This window comes from Acidianus manzaensis (genome assembly GCF_002116695.1).
GTDB lineage: Archaea > Thermoproteota > Thermoprotei_A > Sulfolobales > Sulfolobaceae > Acidianus > Acidianus manzaensis.
The window spans coordinates 2,242,501-2,263,241 of the sequence record NZ_CP020477.1 but is presented as its reverse complement, the minus strand read 5'-3'; the positions used below and the strand labels follow the sequence as shown (position 1 = coordinate 2,263,241).

The window sequence follows — 20,741 nt, the reverse complement described above, 5'->3', positions numbered from 1 at the left end:
AATGGGCCGATAGCTCAGCCTGGAAGAGTGCCTGGCTCGCACCCAGGAGGTCCCGGGTTCAAATCCCGGTCGGTCCATATAAAATGATGATCGATGGGCGGCTAGACTAGTGAAGATACATTGCAGCTCTGAAAAATAGAAATTGGAAAAAACCAAAAGAGGAAAAAAAGACTTATTTACCTTCGTTAGTCTCATCATCTTTTTGAGTCTTTTCAACTACTTCTTTTTTCTCTTCCTCACCTTGTTGAGTAGGTAATGTAGCTAATAGCTCAGAATAAGCAACCTCACCATGCATAGCATAGTCTCCTATTTGTAAAGTATCTGGCGAGGCTCTCAATGGAATGAATAATCCAATTAGTTTAAGCAAACCAAAAGTTATAGCAAAATCATAAACAAATACTACAGCTGCAGCTGCTGCTTGTATACCCAACTGATACCAATTTCCATACAGAGCACCATGTAGTCCTGGATCAATATACACAGTTACAGCAGGATCAGCAAATATACCAGTTAATAAACCACCTAGTATGCCAGCTATTCCATGAGTAGAAAATACACCTAAAGTATCATCAACCTTTAATTTTGGTTCTAGCTTATATAGAGCTAACCAAGGAATACTTCCAGATGCTATGCCTATTATTATCGAATATAATCCATTAACATAACCAGCTGCAGGAGTTATAGCTACTAAACCAGTTATAGCTCCAGAAGTAGCACCAACTAAAGTGGGTTTCTTAAAAAATGCCATATCCATTAACATCCATGTTATTGCGCTTGCAGCAGTAGCTATGTTAGTATTTAATACTGCAATACCTGCATCTATAGTTGCTCCACCTGGGTCACCTCCATTGAATCCATCCCAGCCTAGCCATATTAGACCTGCACCAGCTAAAATTAATGGTAGACTATGAGCCTCTAATTTCCTATCAGATGCTAGCCTAGGTCCAACAGCTAAAGCAGCTGCTAGTGCACCTACTCCAGCATCTACATGTATTACATAACCTCCGCTAAAGTCTACAGCACCTAATTGATTTAACCAACCACCTGCAAATAGCCAGTACGCTACTGGACTATATACTAGTAAAGACCAGAAAGGAACGAAAACCATCCAAGCTTTGAAATTCATCCTCTCTAAAACTCCACCTGCTAATAGCACTGGAGTTATAGCTGCAAATACAAACTGGAAAAAGATGTATGTGGATGTAGGAATATCAATAGGGCTATTAGATGGACCATATATAGTTTGCGATGCCTCATAAGTGCCTGGCCATGCTGGTAAAGGAGTACCTAAAATTCCATATCCATTTATCTCCAAAGTTGGTTTACCAAAACCGAAATTATATCCAGCAATCATCCAAACTATTAAAACAGCTGCAAAGGCATAGAATACCATTAATGCACTATTTACTGCATATTTTTTCTTAGATAAACCAGCATAATATAGTGCTACACCTGGAACACTTTGTAAACCAACAAAAGTAGCTGCAGTTAACATCCAAGAATTGCTCCCAAGGCTTAACCAGGACGGAACAGAAGCTGCAGGGTAATCTGCAGTTCTATTATTTAATGCTGCTATCGATTGATTTAAAGAAGCAATTGATTGACTTACTGACTGAGAAAACGAATGTATAGTAAATAAAATTGGTATAACAAATATTGAAATGGACAATATTTTTAGTAAAGTTTTTCTTTCCATTCTCTACCGAAAACATAAAAGTATAAACTGAATAAAAGCAATTCTCATAATCTGCATATAAACTTTTTAGAAATATAGGCAAAAAAATTTACGTTTTAGATATTCTTCATTATCAAATAGGCTTAAGTAAATAAAAAGTTTTAAGCAAATTTCTTTTCAAATATTAATCAGATATAATGTCGCATAAGCAAAATATTATTTGCTTATACTCTATTGTATAGATTTAAGCCCACTACCAGTCAGGATTAATATAGACTTCTCAGCCTTATCTTTATAATATCCTGCTAAAGTAGTAGCAGAACTATATTCTACTAGAAGACCTTTTCTAGCTAAATCTTTCCAAGCATCAATAATTTCGTTATCATTAACAACTATACAATCTCCATATTTTCTTATAACGCTTTCCATTTCATTCAACAAAAAGGGACTAGTAGAAACTAAAGCATCAGCAATAGAAGTGACTCTTTCTGGAGGTTTATATTCTAAGTGATTAACTTTAGCACATAAAGGCATAACTTGCTCAGTTTGAACTGATACTAGTCTAGGCATATCCTTCATTAAACCTTGAGAAACTAAATGCATAAATCCCTCATAAACCCCAAGAAGTAAAGTACCTGCAGAAGTAGGCAAATATACAGAAAAATCAGATTCAAAATTCATAGAAATACCTATTTCATAAGCTAAAGATCTTATACCATCCCTAAAATAAGGCTGAAGAACATGAGATGCATAATAATAACCAGAATTTTCAGCCGCACTGGCAACATCTTCTCTACTGCCATTGACTTTAACTACCTTAGCACCGTAACTTTCAATTTGCTTTAACTTAGTACCTCTAGAACTAGAAGGAACAAAAACAGAAACATCCATTCCAGCTACAGCACCATAAGCAGCGATAGATGCGCCGGCATTACCGGAAGAATCCTCAGAAATCTTCTTAATTCCATTTTGAGCTAAATACGAAATTAAAGTTGTACTACCTCTATCCTTATAACTGCCAGTAGGATTTAGAAAATCCAATTTAAAAAATAAGTTATTGCCCTTTATCATAGGTGTGTTCCATTCGCCTAAAGAGATCCAATTCTTTACATAAGGAAAATTTTCTCTTAAATTCTTGCTAAAAGATAAGTCCTCGATATCTACCTTAAATGGACCTCCACATCTTTTACATCTTAACTCATAACCTTCCCTTTCTTTTCCACAACGCATGCAGACTACTTTCATATTATGTTAATTATACAACTTTTTTTAAAGATTTTATCGGATATCTTAAATCCAATATTTTAATACCATTTGCCTCTTGACTTACACAATATTTCTATCAGAATATAATCAGCAGAATTCAGGTAATGGACCGGCCGGGATTTGAACCCGGGACCTTCCGCTTGCAAGGCGGACGCTCTTCCAGCTGAGCCACCGGCCCATCTACTTCCTTCTATATTACCTTTTCCCTTTTTAAAATTTTTTAATGGGCCCGCCGGGATTTGAACCCGGGATCACGACGACCCGAACGTCGCGTCTTCATCCTGGCTAGACTACGGGCCCACTTTTAATTTATATTGTCTCTATTCTTTAATATTTTTAATGAGTAACAGTTACGTTATAGAGCTTATAGGAAAAAGAATTGTAGGAGATATCGTATGGAGCAGTAATATAGGTTTATCAATGAAAAAATGGAGAGAAATGTTTGGAATATCACAAAAAGAACTAGCTACTCATCTAGGTATTTCACAAACAGTAATAGCTAACTACGAAAATAATAGAAGGCAACCAGGCAGTGGATTTATAAAAAAATTTGTAGAAGGATTAATAGAAATCGATGAAAAAAGAGGATTTAAAATAATAACTGAATTAAGCAAAGCATTCACTCTAAATTTCCCTTTTATATTAGATATGAGAGATTTTGAAACTCCAATAACCTATGACGATTTAATAATAGCCATTGATGGAATACCATTAAATACAACAATAAATTTGTCAAAAATTTACGGCTTTGTAGTAGTAAATAGTCTTGAAGCTATTACTTCACTAAGTGGAATGGAATTTTATCAATTTCTATCTTTAATATTTAATAAAGTAATAATATTTACTAAAGTTAGTTCTGGTAGATCACCTATGATAGCGTTAAAAATATCTCCAGTAAAACCAAAAATAGTTGTCTTTCATAAACCACTTAGAATGGATCCATTAGCAATAGACCTAGCTGATAAAGAAGGCATAAACATAATAGTATCTATAAAGAAAGATGAAGACGAACTTTTGAAATCGCTCAAGACCCTTGGCCAGTTAAAAGCATAATTGCAGATGCAATATCACCATTTGTCTTAGCTAATGCTTCTCTAACTTCACTTTCACTTTTACCAGTCTGCTCCATCACGAACTTTACATCTTCTTCTTTTATCTCTACCTTATTGCTTTCTTCAGCTTTCTTTTCTGTTCTTGTTTGACCTCCAGAAACTAGGATTGCCTCTTGACCCATAACGCTAGTCTTCATTACTATAGGAGATTCTATTATTATTAACTCATCTTTAGTTTCTATAGTAACTCTTATTGCATCTATATTTTCTGCTTTTATCCCCATTCTTTGCAAATTTTTCAAATCCTTTTGACTAATCTTTGCCATCAATAAAATATTGAATATACATAAACTTAATATTTGCGGTGTCCAATTTTTAACAAATGAGTTATCATCTCAAAATATTAGGTGGCGGACAAGAAGTAGGCAGATCAGCCATTGAAGTTGCCGGTCCTGATGGAAGCGTAATCCTAGATTATGGAGTCAATTTTAATTTAGATGACACGCCGAATTTTCCTTTGCAGGAATTGCCTTCAGCAGTTAAAGGATTCGTAGTTTCTCACGCTCACCTTGATCACGTTGGAGCTTTGCCTATTTATCAAATATCCACCACAAAACCTTTGTTTGGAACTGGAATAACTAAAGAAATTGGAGAACTGATTCTAAAAGATTTTCTAAAACTTTCAGGAGCTCGAGTACCATATGAGTGGGTTGAAGTAAAGAAAACAATGGACAACTTTAACACAATAAATTATGGTCAAGAATTTGACTTAGCATCATTCAAAATAGTGACTTCAAGTGCAGGACATATTCCAGGTAGCGCTATAACTGTAGTTAAATCTGATAAAGGTGACATAGCTTATACTGGAGACATTAACATAGCAAATACTAAACTGATGAAACCAGCAGAAATAGAAATAATGAAAGACGCTAGAGTTATAATTACCGAAGCTACTTACGGAAAATTCAATCACCCAAAAAGGCAAAGTGTAGAAGACGAATTCTACAAATCAGTAATAGAAGTTTTGGAAGAAGGTGGAACTGTTTTAGTACCAGCTTTTAGTTTATCAAGAAGTCAAGAAATATTATCATTATTAGCAGAAAGAAATATCGAATACCCGGTTTATTATGATGGAATGGTTAAAAAAATAATGGAAATCATGATAAATAATAAACAGTATATTAACAATTATGACGCATTAAAGAAAGCTTACAACGAATTTCATTACGTTGATGGATGGAAGGATAGAAATAGAGCCTGGAAAAGCAATGGTGTTATAGTTGCAAGTGCAGGAATGCTAAAAGGTGGACCAGCAGTATATTATTTTAAGAAATTATCAGAAAACCCAAAAAATGCGTTGTTCTTAGTAAGTTATCAAGCTGATAACACTCCAGGTAGAAAATTATTAGAACTAGGAAAATTCGACGAGAACTCACCACTGTTAAAAGCCAGATTACAGTTATTTGACTTTTCTAGCCATGCAGGAAAAGATCAGTTATTGCAAATTCTTAAAGCATCAAGAAACCTAGAAAAAGTAATAATTGAACATTCATCAGCAGATAGTGCACAAGTTTTCGCAGAATATGTTAAACAAGAATTAGGAGTAGAAGTTTTAGTACCAGAAAATGGACAAGAAATACAGCTATGATACAACTTTTCATTCATGCATCACAATTTTCTTACGAAGTAAAAGAAAAAGCTATAGAAAATGCTGAAGAAGATTATCTACCAGCTTTGCAAAAAAATAATGCTTTAGTAGTTTTTACAACAGTAGAAAAAGAAGATGACAATGAAACAGTTAAAAAAGCTATAGAAAATATAAATGATATTTTTTCAAAAGTTAAAGCTTCCTGCGTAGTTATCTATCCCTATGCTCACCTTTCTTCTAACTTAGCAGAACCTAAAAAAGCTATAGAAATTTTGAAGGAAGTAGAAAAAAAATTGAATAATGTAGAAGTATATAGAGCTCCGTTTGGATGGTATAAGGCATTTTCAATTTCCTGTTACGGACATCCCTTAAGTGAATTGTCAAGAAGAATAACAAAAACTGTAGAATATTCTAAATCGGAAGAAATGGCAATATGCGAAAAATTTGGATTTCCGTACTCAGCTAAAGCGTCATTCATGAAAACAGCTGTAATAGAATATATAAAGGAAATAATAAAACCAGAAAGTGTAATAATAGGAAATACAGACAAAATAGAACAAAATAATAAAAATATCATGATTATCAAATACATTAAACAAGAAGGAAGACAATTACCATGCGTAAATGAAGACCCTAAAATAAAAATAATAATAACAAAGAATCCAGAAGACTTTTTCCCGGAAGAATTTAGTGATTCCAAAAATACATATAAAATCTGGGAAAAAGTAAATAATGGAATATCAATAGACCTGGGAAACTTATTGTACTATATCCTACTTAACGCAAAGAAAAACGATACTCCTTCATTACCACTATGGTTAGCTCCAATTCACGTAAGATTATTACCAGTTAAAAAAGAATTTGAAGAGCAAGCAATAAATTTCGCTAATCAACTAATTTCACAACAAATAAGAGCTGAAGTTGATAATAAAGAAGACAGTCTAGGAAACAAAATTAGAAGAGCAGGAATGGATTGGATACCTTTTATAGCAATAGTAGGAGAAAGAGAAGTAAAAACAAATGCACTAACAGTAAGAATAAGAGGCAAAAATGAACAAAAAAGCTTAACAATAGAAGAAATTGCAGGCATAATAAAAAATGAAGATAAACTACTTTTAAAGCAAAATTTACCGGTGAAAATGTTTGATTGAAGTCAAAATCCCACTAAAAATAACGCTTTTTGGAGAACATGCAGTAGTTTACGGAGAACCTGCTATAGCTGCAACAATATCTGAGAAAATGAAAATAAGAATTATACCAAACGATAAGATGATACTAAAATCAAACTCACTATCGATAAAAGGAATAAAGGTAAATTTAGATGAAATGAAATTAGAAAGTGAAGAAACAGGGAAGATTCTTTCATACATCCTTTCTACTATAAATTATTTCAAAGATGAAATAGGAAAACAAAAAAATGCGTTAATAGAAATAGAATCACCAGTAGAACCGTCAGTAGGATTAGGAACTAGCGCAGCAGTAGTAGTTGGTACAGTAGCAGGGTATTCAAAACTTCTCGGCCTTGATTTAGAAAAAGAAGAAATAGCTAAAATATCGTATAAAATTGAAAAAAGTGTACAAGGAGGATTAGGCAGTAGAATGGATACTTATACTACAGCATTAGGAGGAATAATGTATTTCCCTCCAAAAGAGGGATATGAAAAGATTAATAAAAAACTCAACATTACAGCCGGATATATAAGGAGAATAGCTACAACAGCAGAAACGCTAAAAAGAGTAAAATCTATAAGAGAAAAAGATGAAGATCTATTTAACCAGATAATATCCACTATAGGAAAAATAGTTGAAAAAGCAAAAAAAGCTATATATCAAGAAAATGAAGAAGAATTAGGAGAACTAATGTACATAAACCACGGTTTACTTATGGCATTAGGAGTTACACTACCACCAATAGATAATTTAGTATCAACAGCAAAAACACTAGGAATTTTAGGTTGCAAAATAAGCGGAGGAGGAGGTGGAGGATCAATAATATGCACAAAAGATGAAAGAGCAAAGATCTTACTTTCAACTATAGGAGCAAAAATAATAGACTCTGATATAATAGACGATGGAGTAACGATAACAGAAATAAATTAGAAAAAATAGTAATATACTTGTGTGCGGAATAATAGGAATAATAGCAAAGGACAAGAAAGAAGCATTAGCAAGCATAACAGTGCAATGCTTAGAAAGACTAGAATATAGAGGATATGACAGCGTAGGTATAGCTTCGATTAAAAATAACCAAATAGAAATAAGAAAAGCAAAAGGAAAATTAGAAGAAGTAGTGAAAAAACTCAACATTCTATCAATGTCAGGAGACACATTCCTAGGCCACACTAGATGGGCTACACATGGAGAGCCAACAGACTATAATGCTCACCCACACACAGATTGCACAAATTCCATTGCAGTTATTCATAATGGCACAATAAGAAACTTTAACGAACTAAAAGAAGAACTAATTTCCTTAGGCCATACTTTCAAAAGTGAGACAGATACAGAAATAATTCCACATTTAATAGAAGAATTCAAAAAAAGAGGAATGAAAAACTTTGAAGCTTTCCAGTCAGCTGTAAAAGCAATACAAGGTACTTATGCAATTCTAGCTATTATAAAAGATGAAGAAAACAAAATATATTTCGCAAAAAAGGATAACCCTCTAGTTATTGGAATAGCAGATAAAATGAATTTTATTTCAAGTGATATACCAAGTTTCTTACCATACACTAATAAAATTATTATCTTAATAGATGGAGATATAGGATATATAACGAATAAAGAAGTATATATAGAAAACTTTGGAAAACCAGTAAAAATTGAAGATAGAACAAAAATAATTACTTGGGATGCTTCAGCAGCATCTAAAGAAGGATTTGAACACTATATGCTAAAAGAAATCCATGAAAGTCCGATAGCTGTAGAAGATACAATATCAGGAATGATAGCAGAAATTGATAAAATTAAGGAAAGTGTAAAGTTAATAAATTCAGCTAGAAGAATAATAGTAACTGCAGCAGGAACAAGCTACCATGCTGGATTATTATTCTCGATCTTACTCCAAAGAGAAGGGTACAATGCACTTCCAATTATTGCATCAGAATATTATAACCTTAAAACTACAGAAGAAGACGTCATATTGGCAATAAGCCAAAGTGGAGAAACTCTTGATGTAATACAAGCAATTAAAAAATTTAAACAAAATGGATCTTCTATAATATCATTAACCAATATAATAGAAAGCGCAATAGCTAGAGAAAGTGACGTTAAACTTTATACTAGAGCAGGACCAGAAATTGGAGTAGCAGCAACAAAAACATTCACGTCTCAAGTAGCTGCACTTATGCTATTATATAATTTCATTTCTCAAAAAGATTATTCGTATTTATCAAAAATAAAAGAAATAATTAGATATGCATTAAATTATCAAGGAGAAGCTAGACTAATAGGTGAAGAATTATCAACAAAAAATAACGCTTATTATCTAGGCAGAGGATTATCACTACCATTAGCAATGGAAGCAGCACTAAAAATAAAAGAAATAGCATATTTGCATGCAGAAGCATATCCTGCAGGAGAAAGCAAACATGGTCCAATAGCTCTAGTTGAAAAAGGATTCCCAGTAATATTTATAAACGATGGAGAATTGACAGAAGACTTACAGAATAATGTACAAGAAATGAAAGCTAGAAAAGCAATAACTTACGGAATAAGTGTAAATAAAAAATTAAATACAGATAAGGAATTATTACTAACAACAGATGAAAAGTTGTCAATATTTGCAATAATTCCTATAATCCAATTAATAGCATATTACGCTTCAGTCAAAAGAGGAAATGACCCAGATAAACCTAGAAATCTAGCAAAAACGGTGACTGTAGAATGAAAGCCTTAGTTCTAGCAGCAGGAAAAGGAGAAGGATTATATCCATATACTAAAAATCAACAAAAAGAAACGATTTCTATATTGGGAAAGCAAATTATATCATATGCTCTAGAAGGAATAAAAAAGGCAGGAGTTAATGAAGCTATTATCGTAACAAATGATCAAACAAAAAAAGATCTAGAAATTAACGTAGATATTTCTTACGAAATAGTTAATCAAAAAACTCCAGAAATATCTGGAGCAGTAAAAGACGGTATGGAAAAAATAGACGATGAAACATTCTTATTAGCATTTGGAGACATAATAGCCCCTCCAGAATTTTACATGAGCCTAATGAATTCATATGTTACTGGAAGCTCAAAAGCAGTATTCTCACTAGTCCCAGTTTACGAAGGAATGCAAACATATGGATTAGCAAAAATAATAGATAATAAAATAGAAATAACTAAAGAAAATACTACTCTAGCATTAGCAGGAGCTTATATAATTCCAAAAGGAGATTTCACAGATTTATTAGAATATTTTAAATCACTATCAAACTCCTCAAGATATTTCATATGGTCAGGCAAGTGGATAGACATAGGATATCCAGAAGATTTAATAAATGCAATAGAATTACTACTATCAGATAAAAAAACAATAATTTCTGAGAATGCAGAAATTTCAAAAACAGCAATAATAGGCAAAGGAATAATAATAGATGATAAAGCAATAGTAGACGATTATGCAGTAATAAAAGGACCAGCATATATAGGAAAAGAAGCATATATAGGATCATATTCCTTAATTAGAGATTATACATCAATAGAAGCAAACGTAAAGATAGGAGCTTACACAGAAATAACACATTCACTAATAGGAGAAAAAGCGGAAATAGGATCAAAAAGTTATTTAACATTTTCTGTTGTAGGTAAAAACACTAAAATAGGAGCATCAACAATAACAGTAAGTTACCCAGCAAACCCTGTAAGAAGCAAAGAGAACAAACTAGGAGCACTAATATCTCCTGGTGAGGAAATACCACATGGCTCAATAATAGGACCAAACTTTAAAAAATAATGTATTATATAAAATAAAATTTTTAAATGAAACGTGCTATTTCTATTTAATGTTATCTATAGTAATACCAGCGTACAATGAAGAAAAAAGAATAGCAAACACGCTAGCAGAGCTAAAAAAACTCTTTCCTAACTCAGAAATTGTAGTAGTCTTTGAAGGAAACGATAAAACAGCAGAAATAGCAAAAAGATTCAACGTAAAAGTAATAAAAAATTCAAAAAGACTAGGAAAAGGAGCTTCAATAAAAAAAGGTTTAGAAATTTCAACTGGAGACAAAATAATGTTAATAGATGCAGATTTTCCTACAACAGTAGAAGACCTTGAAAAACTAATAGAACAAAGCAATGATTATGATCTAGTTATACCCAAACGAAAAATACTAGGAATGCCATTAAAAAGAAGATTTCTTCACGGAGCCTTTATAATTATAGTTAAAATCTTCTTTCCATGCTTACATTCTTTCTCTGACTTTCAATCTGGAATAAAAATATTAAAAAAAGATAAAGTGAAAACCATAGTAAACGATCTAATAATAAATGATTTACTATTTGATGTAAACTTAGTATACTTATTTAGAAAACATCATTTTAAAACAAAAGAAATAGAAATAAGTTACTTACATGATGAAACCAATAGCAAAATATCTAAACGCTTACTCAAAGTAATCATACTAATGTTTTTATCTATAATCAAACTTAGAGTCTACTTCTCACCATTTAAAAAAGTACTAAATACAAAAACATACCTTAAGGCGCAAAACTTCATCCTAGAAAAACTAAGATGAATCAATCAAATCCTTAGCAATTTTTAAGCCAATTTCAGTCAAAATATACTTAGACTTAGCTTTTTTCAGAACTCCATCAGAAACCAAATCATTCAAATTTAACTTCAAAGCATCAGTAGATATACTCAAAGAATCTTTAATATCCTTAAAAGATAAACTAACATTCTCGCCATTACCCATTTTATACATAGAAACAACTATCTTCTTCTTTATTTCAGACATCCTTACCTTATCTTCTACGTTCATAACATTAAATTGCAAAACTAAAAAATAAGCACAAAAGAAAAAACTTAATATAAAAAACCGAAATCAAAATCGTGAATAAGTACTATAGCATACTAATTATAGGTGGAATTTCATTTGGCACAGCAGCAATATTCATTAAATTTTCTAACTTAACGCCTGGCGCAATAGCCCTATTTAGATTCCTTATCGCAGGATTAATACTTTCTTTAGGTAAAATAAACATAAAAAAGATAATAACATACGCTCCGTTCGGATTATTATTATCAATACATATGATATTATTTATAGAAAGCGTATACAAAACCACAATAATAGATGCTACAGTCCTAGTCTCAACATCCCCTTTCTTTGCTATATTATTATCCCCAATAGGAAAATTCAAAACAGAAAAAATAGACATCATAGTAGCATTAATAGGATTTATAGGAGTACTCATAATGAACTATCCAATAGTTCCTGGATATCTATTAGGAAACATTCTGGCATTAATATCAGCATTTACAATAGCATTATATACAACACTTTTAAGCAAAAACTCGTCAACAGAAAACCCATTACAACTCACATCAGAGATATACATATCATCATCAATATTTTCACTACCTTTATTCATATATCAAGGAATAGGACAAATAAATCCAATATCAATATTATCCTTATTAGGTTTAATATTCATACCAACTTTAATAGGCCATACCTCAGTAATTTATTCCTCAGGAAAAGTAAAACCACAGTACATAGAAACAATAGGATTATTAGAACCAGTAGTAGCAACACTATTAGCAATACCATTATTCAAACAAATACCAAACATACAAGAAATTATAGGATCAATACTTATAATTCTATCAATTATTATAATAACAATATATAAGAAATAATTCCTAATAATCACTAAACTTTCATGTAATTGCTACATAATCTTCTTAGAATCATAACAATAAATATCATATTTGAGAATATGATACTCTATTAGATATGAAGATTAAAGAAGTAAAAATTTATATCCACTTGAAAAATATTTCCTATTATCCAAGATCTATGTATTAAATAATTCTTCCTAGTCTTTAGATAATTATAAATCATCTCCTTTTCCTCGATGCATCACTTCTAAGTTGCACTCTAACTGCAATAAAACCTACTATAACGAGAATTGCAATAGAACCACCAATAAGTAAATATAAACTTATAGGCAAAGAAGGAGGAGAAACTTGAGGAATCACATAAACAGCATTAGATAAAGTAGTAGAAACAAAAATCTTTCCATCAGCATAAACCATATAACTAGGCCTATCTCCCACACTTATATTATCAACAACCTTACCGCTTGTCGTCATAACTAAAACAGAATTAGTACCAATATCAGAAACATACAAATATCCATCATTAGGATCATAAACTATACCAAAAGGAGCAAGACCACCATCAAAATTATAAACACCAGAAGAATTAATTATAAAAACCTTATTATTATACCAACTAGCAACAAAAACATTACCATCAAAACATCCTAAATTAGCAGGATATCCACCAATAGAATAACTATTAACCACATTTCCATTACTAGGATTTAAAACATAAACATTCCCTATCTTACCTAGAGGTAACTGAGCAACATACAACTCATTACTTAAATAATCATAAACTATAGCTCCAGGTGAAAAACTCAGACTAAAACTCCTTACAATAGACAGATTATTAACATTAATAACTACAATAGAATACGTATCAGGTTCAGTTACAAAAACCTCATTAGTTTTATTATCATAAGCTAAAGAATAAGGAGAAGAAGTCAAATTAATACTCTTTATAACTGATTCACCTTTAATAACAGAAACTTGATCAGAACCAGAGTCAGAAACAAAAACATAACCATTAGCACATACAGCATCAATTGGTTTCTCTCCAACATGAATATTACTAACAACAGAATCAGTGGAAGGATCAATAACAGATACAGTACTAGAATTGTAATTAGCAACATATACATAATGATGATAAACAATCCCAGAGGGAGAATTTCCAACAGGAATTAAAGATACAGCTAAAACAACCAAGAACAGAAACTTAAGCATAAAATAAAAGATAATCAGCAATATAAAAAACTCATCAAAATAAAGAAGAATTTAATGCGGATAATTTCCATAAAATGCCTAAAGCCTAATAACAGAAAATTTTTCTATTTGAAAACTGATATATAAAGTTATCTATTCTAACTTTCTATTCACAATTTACGATAAATCTTAAACATTGTGTTTTGTTTAAGTACACAGATAACCATAATTATAAATTATGTTTAGTTTTAGATATCATAGTTTGTTTAAGTTTTAAGGTATTATGTAAAGAAGTAAAATATACTATAACTTACAAGTATAAATTTGTCAACAGATCAATACATACAAAAAATTCAATTAAAGTCAAAGAAAGTGGGGGGTGCACGAAAAATAACTTGGGGTGTTGAAAGTTGTATTAAATAAAAGACTAATAAAGTTAAGTACCGAGTTTTTTAGATATCCTTCTTTATCTGCATAGACAATTTTAAAATGAGGAAGAAGAAAGTTGACTTATGAAAGTTGTAAAATATAACGTTAAGGCCAAAGTAGAAATCAAGGACGCTAAAAAAGAAGAGAATAGCCTAAAAAATGGACTTGTAAAAGCTTTTACATATAAGAAAAATGGTAATATAATTTCTCCAAAATTAACTGTTAACGATAATTCTATAGAATTAGAAGGATTAAAATTTAGAGAACTAATCAACGTAAGAGAATTTATATCTAGACTAGCTCAAGATTATGACGCAAAATGCGGAAAATTAAACAAATCAGAAAATTTAATGACAGTAGAATGTAATGGAAATAATGCAAAATTATACTTTGAAATAAAAACTGAAAGAATAAAGAAACCTAAGACAGAAAAGAAAGAAGAGAAAAAACAAACAAAAGAACAAAAACAAGAAGAACAACAAAAAGAAACAAAAGAACAACAAAAAGAAGAAAAAAGCAACAGCTAATGATAAAATATTTTATCTAGTTTTACACTCTTAGATTATGAATATAACTTTATTACTAGATATCATATTTTTAATAATTGATATCTTCATCTCTATTTGGAATAGCTATAATGCAGGTAAAATAGCAGGCTATAGAAGAACATTAGGAAGAATATTTTACGTTTTAGGCGGATTTCTACCAATGTCTTACGTGTTTATTATAGTAATAACTTTCATCCTAGCATATTTAGGCTACATAAGCATTGCATCAGCAGTATTCCTACTCGCAGGCTCCTATCTATTTTTCGGCTTAGCAATAATCTTTTGGGGAGTAATAGCAACATATTATTCCTTCGTATCAACAGTAAAAAACAGAAATTGGCTTTCAGGATTTATCACAATATACGACGCCTTTGCAACAATATTTGATGCCTGGGAATACATAACAAGTTTCTTTTCAAATGTAAAGGCAGCTAGAAAAGCTATTGATTCAAGCGACTTTTCAATAATAGATGTAATAATAGTAATAGGCTTTGGTCTAGCAATAGGATTCATAGTAACGTATGCAGTATTCAAAGAAGGATTAAAATCAGTAAGAAGCAGATCGTGGTATAATTTCTAAAACATTTTTTCTCCATATCCTTTCTTTACTTCTACCAGTAGAAGTAACTTCTACCCATAATAGTCTCAGAATATTAGAAATTGATATTGCTTCAAATAATTTATTGCAACTATTTTCTATCTTATTTGATTATTTTTGTTGATCAACTTATTTAGGTAGTAATCATGTAACTATGCTAGGATTCTGACTTATAATTAACATTACTAATACTTTTTAAAATATTCTGTTGTATCTGAAAAAATACTAAATTAATACAAACTATCAATCTTTCAAGCTGATTCGAAAAGTCAAATTAAAAGCTAATCTCTTAGATTATAACCTAGAATAATAAATATTTCTATAAATGTTAAATATCAATCATTATAAAACTTCCAATAAAATATACTTTTTCTAAATTATTATAATGCTTATAAACAAAAACCTATAAGCAAAAAAGAAAGTTGAACACATGGTCTGGAAAAGAACAATCTCAGCCAAAATTCTTGAAAAAGTAAAAAGTGCACCCGTAAAAGTTGAAGATAAAGTAATTTTCATGGCAAATATAAATGGAACATTATACGCAATAGACGGAGCATGCACACATGCTAGATGCATAATACACATTTTAGATGAACAAAACCTAACAGTAAGATGTCCATGCCATCAAGCACTATTTGATTTAAAAACAGGAAAAATGTTAGAGCCACCATTTGTAGCACCGGATGCTCCAAAAGAAAAGTTAGGATTAAAAACATATCAAATAAGAGACAACAATGGATGGATAGAAGTAGACGTATAAAACACAAGATAAATAAATATACCGTCAAATATTTTCTTTTGACTCTATTATATTTATGATCCTATATTTTCTAAACATAAATATTATACCCGGAAAAAGCAAAGAGAAAATCGTAACAGCATAATCTACACTACTGTAACCAAAAGCCTCTCCGGCATTAACTATACCTAGAGCAATAATTACTATCAAACCTAAAGCAGTAATCGGAGCCAATATTTTCAATACACCTTTCTCTTTTCTCCTTATTAGCGCTATACTTGCCGTAATCGAATCAACACTAAACTCCATTAACAAAAACGCACCTGCAGCAGTCAAAACTAATCCAAAGAAAGACTCTACACTAGGTGAAGACAATTCTAAAAGTTGCACTATAACTTCCAAAATAGTTATAAAAATCACTGCAAACCAAGGAGATTTAAACTTTTCACTAGTCCAGCCAAATGGCTTAGGCATTAATCCCTCTCTCCCAGCAGCATACCAGGCTCTTGATAATATAAAAGCCGTTAACCACAATGACGAAGCAGTAGACGCTATTACAGCTATATCCAAAAGCCACACATACTGAGGAATAACGTATGAAGCCCATCTAGCTAAAGGATCTACCGATGAAGATAATGCTGAAATCGGTGTTTCTATATTCATTATAGGCATTGTAATCATATAAATAACAAACACTGTAATTAACCCGATTATGCCAGAAGTACCAGGCCATTTAGTAGGTTTTTTAGATTCCTCAGAAGAATAACTATCTATTTCCCATCCATCAAGAATAGTCGCAACAATAACCATAGTAGCTGCTACATCAAAAAAATTACTTTTAATCATACTATCATTGAAAAACCAACTCCAACTAAACTGATTAACAATATGAGAAGGCATTTCATAAATCCCAATTATTATAAATGCGAATAATATCATTAATTCTATAACTAGAAATATCTCAGTAAATCTAGCTGTAGGCTTAGCTCCTAATATTAAAGGTATAGCAGCTATTATAGCCCAAATTATTCCTACAATCGAATCCCAAAATATGCTTAATTCCATAACCCTACTTATCAACCCTATCCTGTACAAAAAATCCAAAGTATACTCTCCAGCTGGGATTATTATTGGTGGTAAAGAAAGAAAATAAGCTAATGTAACTATCCAGAACTGAAACCCACCATATTTTTTACCTATTAACCTAGCTCCCCAATGATAAGACGCTCCAGCATGAGGAGACAATCTATTTAATTTTCTAAATATTATCGAAGCAAAAAGAAAAAATGGAAAAGAAATAACAACTGCAGTTATAGCTGAAGGACCCATTATCGCTACCATACTACCATAAGCTGCTGCTATGCTAAAAGTAGGAGCAACACTAGAAGTCGATAAATTTATTAAATCAAAAAAATTCAACACATCTTTTTCTAATAACCCTATTTTTTTACTAAACGTCCCCATTTACCTTCACCTAAAGGCTTGGATAAGCTATCCAGTACTATATGTATAGAGTATCCAGTATAAAAGCATAACTAAACAAAACATATCAAATAATTTTACAATTAGGAAAAACATTTCTTTATTCTCCTAAAATTATATCAACTTTTAATTTCCTATCTGCATTTAAATAGTGGATAGACTAACCATATATTTATGAGAATAGTAACACTAGACCCAGCAACAACAGAAATAGTATCCTATCTTTCAGATGATATTGTAGGAGTATCAGAAGACTCAGATTATCCAGAAGAAGTAAAGAACAAACCAAAAGTAACCAAAAAGTTAATTAACATAGATAACTCAATGCCATCAGAAGAAATAGACAGAATAGTAACAGAGCATATAAAACAAAGAAAACCACTACACAAAGCATTATGGGAAAAAATCTACGAACTTAAACCAGACATAATAATAGGACAAGCACTATGCGAAGTATGCGCAGTACCATCAATAACAAATAAAGAAGATAATAAAGAAGAAACACCGAAACACTTCAGACTAACACCAAAATTAGAAATATACAATCCCACAACATTTTTAGATATACCAAAAGAAATAAAAAGAATAGCAAAAACAATAGGAAAAGAAAACAAAGCAGAACAAATACAACAAAACTTCCAAACAGAATTAGAAAAAAGCAAAGACATAGCAAAAGGAACAAAAACAGTAGTAATAGAATGGATAAAACCAATACACCTTATAGGAAAATGGGTCTCAGACATGATATCCTACATGGGGACAAAAAGCCTAACAAGACCAGCAGGACAAGGAGGAAAATACGACTGGGAAACAATAAAAGAATTCAACCCAGACTACTTAATAATATCGCCATGCAGTTTCTCTGTAGATAGAACATTAAAAGAAATAGACAAAATAACATCACTACCAGGCTTTGAAGACCTATCAGCAACAAAAAACAAAAACGTATACGTAGTAGAACCATTATACGCCAGAGCATCCCAAAGAACACTAGAATTCCTAAAAGCAATGAAACAAATCTACACAGAACAAAAAATATACAAAAAATACGGAATAAAACTATTAGAATAAAAAACCAAATAACTGCTTATTCCTTTTAGTTTATGATTTATTTTCCCATAACTTATAATTCCTAAATAATAGATGAATATAACATCACCTTTTAGAGAAATAACGTAGTTTTAATCGAAAATAATTATAAAACCACAGTACACAAGATAAAATAATTTTTATTCAATTCAATTTAAATAATATTTTCAATAAAAATATCTTTAAAACCAAACTAATCCCCTTTCAAATAATGAACAAGTAAAGGATCTATTATTTTATAAATTCCCCTATCCTTTTTCTCAACAATTCCATAACGAATAAGCTGTTGCAAAGCCCTAATAACACCCCACCTATCATCTCCTAAATCCTTAGGCCTTCCCTCACCACCCAAAATTGCCAACTTCTTAACAACACTCTTAGCCTTTGGAGAAAGCTTCTTTAAATCACCTTCAACAGCATTAACCACATTCACATCCTCCACCAACGAATTAAGAACATCACCAACGCTCTTCCTTTCATTAACAATCTTCAAACCTACAAGATTCAACCACGCAGGCAAACCATCAACATAATTAATTATTTCATCAATCTCTTCATCATTAATTCTCACTCCATAATACTCAAAACCTCTCTTTAAAAACTCCTTACTAGCCTTCGACGATAACGGTTCTACTTTCATCAAATAGAAAAACTGATAAAAAGGTTGATCCTTAGAATTAAGTAACTCATCCATCATACCAATCAACGAACCAGATATAACATAAGAAACCCTAGTATGAAATTGCCACTTACTCCTTAAAACGTGAAAAATATTTGGCATAGACTGCTTAGCCAAAGTTAAATACTGAAACTCATCAATAGCAACAACAACCTTAGGGATACCAAACTTCTCCGCCATAATTTGAGGCAAATCCACAATCTTCGGAAACTCATCCTCTAACCTCTTTTTCCTTTCAACCTTATCCAAAGTAACATCCAACGTAGCTGAAACCTCTGGTATATTAAACGTAACTTTAACCGCCCCTATCAAATCTCTCAATTGCTTTACAACCGATTTTCCCTTTTCTATTAATACCTTATACCCAGCAAAAGAATAAAGAACAGAAGTAACTGAAACAGCATAACTTGAAACAAAGGAATAAAAATCAAAAGACTTACCAGAAGTAAATTCCTCAGCCGAAACATAAATATAAGGCAATGAAACCCTATGCAAAGAAGCTAAAAGCAATGACGTTTTACCAACTCTCCTAACACCCATTAACCCCACTGGCTGACCACTCTTCAAAAAATTACTCAAAACCCCAATTTCTTTCTCTCTACCAAACGGATTCGTAGTAGGAACTCCATATATGAACAATTGCGGGTACCCACAAATTGCTGGTACCAGCAATAAAATAAACCTTTCGCATCTAACAATTTCTTTCACCTTTTATAAAACTAAAGTTAAATATCAAAACATCCTCCTTTACTCCTAACTTTTGTTCTTTTTTATCCTCTTTTTTCTCCTGCATAAAGAAATCTCTTCCCATCTTTAACTTCTACCCTAACATACCCTTTTCTTATAAGACTCTTTATTTTCCTATACGCTGACACCTTAGGCAAATCCGTCGCCTTCATCACTCCTCCTAGAGTACGAGCATCTTTCCTAATAGCATCTAAAACAATCTCCTCCTTCTCATCCAACTCATTAGTTACAATAACAATATCCTCTCCTTTTCTTATCCCCTTTTATCCATAATTACCTTACAATACCAAAAATTCATAGAGAGCTTTACTAAATTTCTCTGCAGTCATTAAGAAAATTTTTCTATTTTCTACTTCATCTTTAAATAATAAATTATCAGATAAACAATTTTCCAAACAACGAGCTGCCTGAAGGTCCGCAACAGCATCAATAATAAAATTCGTAAAAATCGATTTAAGTCTCATTTTATACCCTTAATACCTTATCTCTAATAACTGAATATCTAGTCCACTGTGGATATTTCCTATAGACATAATTTAATATCTCTTTTCTATCCTTAACTACCCATTTTTCGAAGAATTTTTCAACCTCAGCCTCTACATGAGAATCTTTATCATCATTTAATATATAGCTTCTCTTATAGCCTATTACCAACCCAGTTAACACATCCTTAATTGGTTTAGCTTTCTCTTCAATAACACCTTGATCAACCAAAGAATCCAATACTTCATCTAATTCCTTACTAAAAGGACCAAATA

Annotated in this window: 21 protein-coding genes and 3 tRNA genes (1 of these 24 running past the window's edge); 13 read left to right on the top strand and 11 right to left on the bottom strand. The window is 31.5% G+C overall.

Translation table 11 applies throughout. The features are described from left to right. Positions 1 to 3: 3 nt before the first annotated feature. Positions 4 to 77, top strand: a tRNA-Ala gene (locus tag B6F84_RS11820). 95 nt (positions 78 to 172) lie between these two features. On the opposite strand, the gene B6F84_RS11815 is transcribed toward B6F84_RS11820, so the two are convergent. The 4 genes from B6F84_RS11815 to B6F84_RS11800 form a co-directional block, all read right to left on the bottom strand. Then, positions 173 to 1,696 carry an ammonium transporter gene (locus B6F84_RS11815; RefSeq protein ID WP_148692422.1) on the bottom strand — a complete coding sequence of 508 codons (1,524 nt, stop codon included), beginning with the start codon at positions 1,694 to 1,696 and terminating at the stop codon, positions 173 to 175. A 210-nt stretch (positions 1,697 to 1,906) separates the two neighbouring features. Next, complete coding sequence (locus tag B6F84_RS11810; protein WP_148692421.1) at positions 1,907 to 2,920, bottom strand: pyridoxal-phosphate dependent enzyme; 1,014 nt, start codon at positions 2,918 to 2,920, stop codon at positions 1,907 to 1,909. A gap of 126 nt (positions 2,921 to 3,046) precedes the next feature. Continuing rightward, a tRNA-Ala gene (locus tag B6F84_RS11805) sits at positions 3,047 to 3,119 on the bottom strand. Between the two features lie 46 nt (positions 3,120 to 3,165). Beyond that, a tRNA-Pro gene (locus B6F84_RS11800) sits at positions 3,166 to 3,241 on the bottom strand. A gap of 39 nt (positions 3,242 to 3,280) precedes the next feature. Here B6F84_RS11800 and B6F84_RS11795 point away from each other — a divergent pair. Next, a complete protein-coding gene (locus B6F84_RS11795) occupies positions 3,281 to 3,994 on the top strand; it encodes a helix-turn-helix domain-containing protein (RefSeq protein WP_148692420.1) in 714 nt (237 codons plus the stop codon). On the opposite strand, the gene B6F84_RS11790 is transcribed toward B6F84_RS11795, so the two are convergent. Then, positions 3,966 to 4,319: a nascent polypeptide-associated complex protein gene (locus tag B6F84_RS11790; RefSeq protein ID WP_148692419.1), complete on the bottom strand. Its 354-nt coding sequence runs from the start codon at positions 4,317 to 4,319 to the stop codon at positions 3,966 to 3,968. The genes B6F84_RS11795 and B6F84_RS11790 overlap by 29 nt on opposite strands. Before the next feature lie 56 nt (positions 4,320 to 4,375). Here B6F84_RS11790 and B6F84_RS11785 point away from each other — a divergent pair, with 56 nt between their 5' ends. The 6 genes from B6F84_RS11785 to B6F84_RS11760 are packed head-to-tail and all read left to right on the top strand — an operon-like array spanning position 4,376 to position 11,372. Continuing rightward, positions 4,376 to 5,641, top strand: coding sequence for an MBL fold metallo-hydrolase (locus B6F84_RS11785; protein ID WP_148692418.1), 1,266 nt, complete (start codon positions 4,376 to 4,378; stop codon positions 5,639 to 5,641). Then, positions 5,638 to 6,792, top strand: coding sequence for a threonyl-tRNA synthetase editing domain-containing protein (locus B6F84_RS11780; protein WP_148692417.1), 1,155 nt, complete (start codon positions 5,638 to 5,640; stop codon positions 6,790 to 6,792). Before B6F84_RS11785 ends, B6F84_RS11780 begins: the two co-directional genes overlap by 4 nt. After that, on the top strand, positions 6,785 to 7,741 hold the full coding sequence (gene mvk, locus B6F84_RS11775; protein ID WP_148692416.1) for a mevalonate kinase: 957 nt from the start codon (positions 6,785 to 6,787) through the stop codon (positions 7,739 to 7,741). Before B6F84_RS11780 ends, mvk begins: the two co-directional genes overlap by 8 nt. Before the next feature lie 19 nt (positions 7,742 to 7,760). Next, complete coding sequence (glmS, locus tag B6F84_RS11770; protein ID WP_148692415.1) at positions 7,761 to 9,530, top strand: glutamine--fructose-6-phosphate transaminase (isomerizing); 1,770 nt, start codon at positions 7,761 to 7,763, stop codon at positions 9,528 to 9,530. Next, entirely contained in the window at positions 9,527 to 10,588 is a 1,062-nt protein-coding gene (locus tag B6F84_RS11765; RefSeq protein WP_148692414.1) for a nucleotidyltransferase family protein, read from the top strand. The genes glmS and B6F84_RS11765 overlap by 4 nt, the downstream gene beginning before the upstream one ends. Positions 10,589 to 10,637: 49 nt before the next feature. Further along, positions 10,638 to 11,372, top strand: a complete 735-nt coding sequence (locus B6F84_RS11760; protein ID WP_148692413.1) for a glycosyltransferase — start codon at positions 10,638 to 10,640, stop codon at positions 11,370 to 11,372. On the opposite strand, the gene B6F84_RS11755 is transcribed toward B6F84_RS11760, so the two are convergent. After that, a complete protein-coding gene (locus tag B6F84_RS11755; protein ID WP_148692412.1) occupies positions 11,364 to 11,618 on the bottom strand; it encodes a hypothetical protein in 255 nt (84 codons plus the stop codon). The genes B6F84_RS11760 and B6F84_RS11755 overlap by 9 nt on opposite strands. 71 nt (positions 11,619 to 11,689) lie before the next feature. Here B6F84_RS11755 and B6F84_RS11750 point away from each other — a divergent pair, with 71 nt between their 5' ends. Beyond that, positions 11,690 to 12,499, top strand: coding sequence for a DMT family transporter (locus B6F84_RS11750; RefSeq protein ID WP_148692411.1), 810 nt, complete (start codon positions 11,690 to 11,692; stop codon positions 12,497 to 12,499). Positions 12,500 to 12,700: 201 nt separating this feature from the next. On the opposite strand, the gene B6F84_RS11745 is transcribed toward B6F84_RS11750, so the two are convergent. Next, positions 12,701 to 13,693 carry a hypothetical protein gene (locus tag B6F84_RS11745; protein ID WP_148692410.1) on the bottom strand — a complete coding sequence of 331 codons (993 nt, stop codon included), beginning with the start codon at positions 13,691 to 13,693 and terminating at the stop codon, positions 12,701 to 12,703. A gap of 491 nt (positions 13,694 to 14,184) precedes the next feature. Between B6F84_RS11745 and B6F84_RS11740 the strand changes: the two genes are divergently transcribed. The 3 genes from B6F84_RS11740 to sdx all read left to right on the top strand — a co-directional run bounded on the left by B6F84_RS11740 (position 14,185) and on the right by sdx (position 16,007). Further along, positions 14,185 to 14,628 carry a hypothetical protein gene (locus B6F84_RS11740; protein WP_236748960.1) on the top strand — a complete coding sequence of 148 codons (444 nt, stop codon included), beginning with the start codon at positions 14,185 to 14,187 and terminating at the stop codon, positions 14,626 to 14,628. A 37-nt stretch (positions 14,629 to 14,665) separates the two neighbouring features. Beyond that, positions 14,666 to 15,229 (top strand): hypothetical protein, encoded by a 564-nt coding sequence (locus B6F84_RS11735; protein ID WP_148692409.1) that lies wholly within the window; start codon positions 14,666 to 14,668, stop codon positions 15,227 to 15,229. A 448-nt stretch (positions 15,230 to 15,677) separates the two neighbouring features. Next, on the top strand, positions 15,678 to 16,007 hold the full coding sequence (gene sdx, locus B6F84_RS11730; protein ID WP_148692408.1) for a sulredoxin: 330 nt from the start codon (positions 15,678 to 15,680) through the stop codon (positions 16,005 to 16,007). A gap of 24 nt (positions 16,008 to 16,031) precedes the next feature. Here sdx and B6F84_RS11725 read toward each other — a convergent pair whose 3' ends face one another. Continuing rightward, entirely contained in the window at positions 16,032 to 17,450 is a 1,419-nt protein-coding gene (locus B6F84_RS11725) for an APC family permease (protein ID WP_148692407.1), read from the bottom strand. A 192-nt stretch (positions 17,451 to 17,642) separates the two neighbouring features. Between B6F84_RS11725 and B6F84_RS11720 the strand changes: the two genes are divergently transcribed. Continuing rightward, positions 17,643 to 18,539: an ABC transporter substrate-binding protein gene (locus B6F84_RS11720; RefSeq protein WP_148692406.1), complete on the top strand. Its 897-nt coding sequence runs from the start codon at positions 17,643 to 17,645 to the stop codon at positions 18,537 to 18,539. A gap of 211 nt (positions 18,540 to 18,750) precedes the next feature. Here B6F84_RS11720 and B6F84_RS11715 read toward each other — a convergent pair whose 3' ends face one another. The 3 genes from B6F84_RS11715 to B6F84_RS11705 all read right to left on the bottom strand — a co-directional run. Next, positions 18,751 to 19,944 carry an AAA family ATPase gene (locus B6F84_RS11715; protein WP_236748959.1) on the bottom strand — a complete coding sequence of 398 codons (1,194 nt, stop codon included), beginning with the start codon at positions 19,942 to 19,944 and terminating at the stop codon, positions 18,751 to 18,753. 62 nt (positions 19,945 to 20,006) lie between these two features. Further along, the gene (locus B6F84_RS11710; protein WP_148692405.1) at positions 20,007 to 20,201 is read right to left on the bottom strand and encodes a helix-turn-helix domain-containing protein; all 195 of its coding nucleotides are present in this window, start codon (positions 20,199 to 20,201) and stop codon (positions 20,007 to 20,009) included. Between the two features lie 247 nt (positions 20,202 to 20,448). Next, positions 20,449 to 20,741: the 3' portion of a conjugal transfer protein gene (locus tag B6F84_RS11705; RefSeq protein WP_148692404.1), read on the bottom strand. 121 nt of this gene lie beyond the right edge of the window; 293 of the gene's 414 nt are visible here — the last part of the coding sequence; its start codon lies off the right edge, out of view; it ends in the stop codon at positions 20,449 to 20,451.

Coding starts and splice junctions, on each gene's coding strand:
- B6F84_RS11735 (WP_148692409.1), top strand. CDS start 14,666: ATGAATATAACTTTATTACTAGATATCATATTTTTAATAATTGATATC.
- B6F84_RS11740 (WP_236748960.1), top strand. CDS start 14,185: ATGAAAGTTGTAAAATATAACGTTAAGGCCAAAGTAGAAATCAAGGAC.
- B6F84_RS11745 (WP_148692410.1), bottom strand. CDS start 13,693: ATGCTTAAGTTTCTGTTCTTGGTTGTTTTAGCTGTATCTTTAATTCCT.
- B6F84_RS11780 (WP_148692417.1), top strand. CDS start 5,638: ATGATACAACTTTTCATTCATGCATCACAATTTTCTTACGAAGTAAAA.
- B6F84_RS11790 (WP_148692419.1), bottom strand. CDS start 4,319: ATGGCAAAGATTAGTCAAAAGGATTTGAAAAATTTGCAAAGAATGGGG.
- B6F84_RS11815 (WP_148692422.1), bottom strand. CDS start 1,696: ATGGAAAGAAAAACTTTACTAAAAATATTGTCCATTTCAATATTTGTT.
- sdx (WP_148692408.1), top strand. CDS start 15,678: ATGGTCTGGAAAAGAACAATCTCAGCCAAAATTCTTGAAAAAGTAAAA.
- B6F84_RS11755 (WP_148692412.1), bottom strand. CDS start 11,618: ATGAACGTAGAAGATAAGGTAAGGATGTCTGAAATAAAGAAGAAGATA.
- B6F84_RS11765 (WP_148692414.1), top strand. CDS start 9,527: ATGAAAGCCTTAGTTCTAGCAGCAGGAAAAGGAGAAGGATTATATCCA.
- B6F84_RS11785 (WP_148692418.1), top strand. CDS start 4,376: ATGAGTTATCATCTCAAAATATTAGGTGGCGGACAAGAAGTAGGCAGA.
- B6F84_RS11795 (WP_148692420.1), top strand. CDS start 3,281: ATGAGTAACAGTTACGTTATAGAGCTTATAGGAAAAAGAATTGTAGGA.
- B6F84_RS11725 (WP_148692407.1), bottom strand. CDS start 17,450: ATGGGGACGTTTAGTAAAAAAATAGGGTTATTAGAAAAAGATGTGTTG.
- B6F84_RS11760 (WP_148692413.1), top strand. CDS start 10,638: ATGTTATCTATAGTAATACCAGCGTACAATGAAGAAAAAAGAATAGCA.
- B6F84_RS11720 (WP_148692406.1), top strand. CDS start 17,643: ATGAGAATAGTAACACTAGACCCAGCAACAACAGAAATAGTATCCTAT.
- B6F84_RS11810 (WP_148692421.1), bottom strand. CDS start 2,920: ATGAAAGTAGTCTGCATGCGTTGTGGAAAAGAAAGGGAAGGTTATGAG.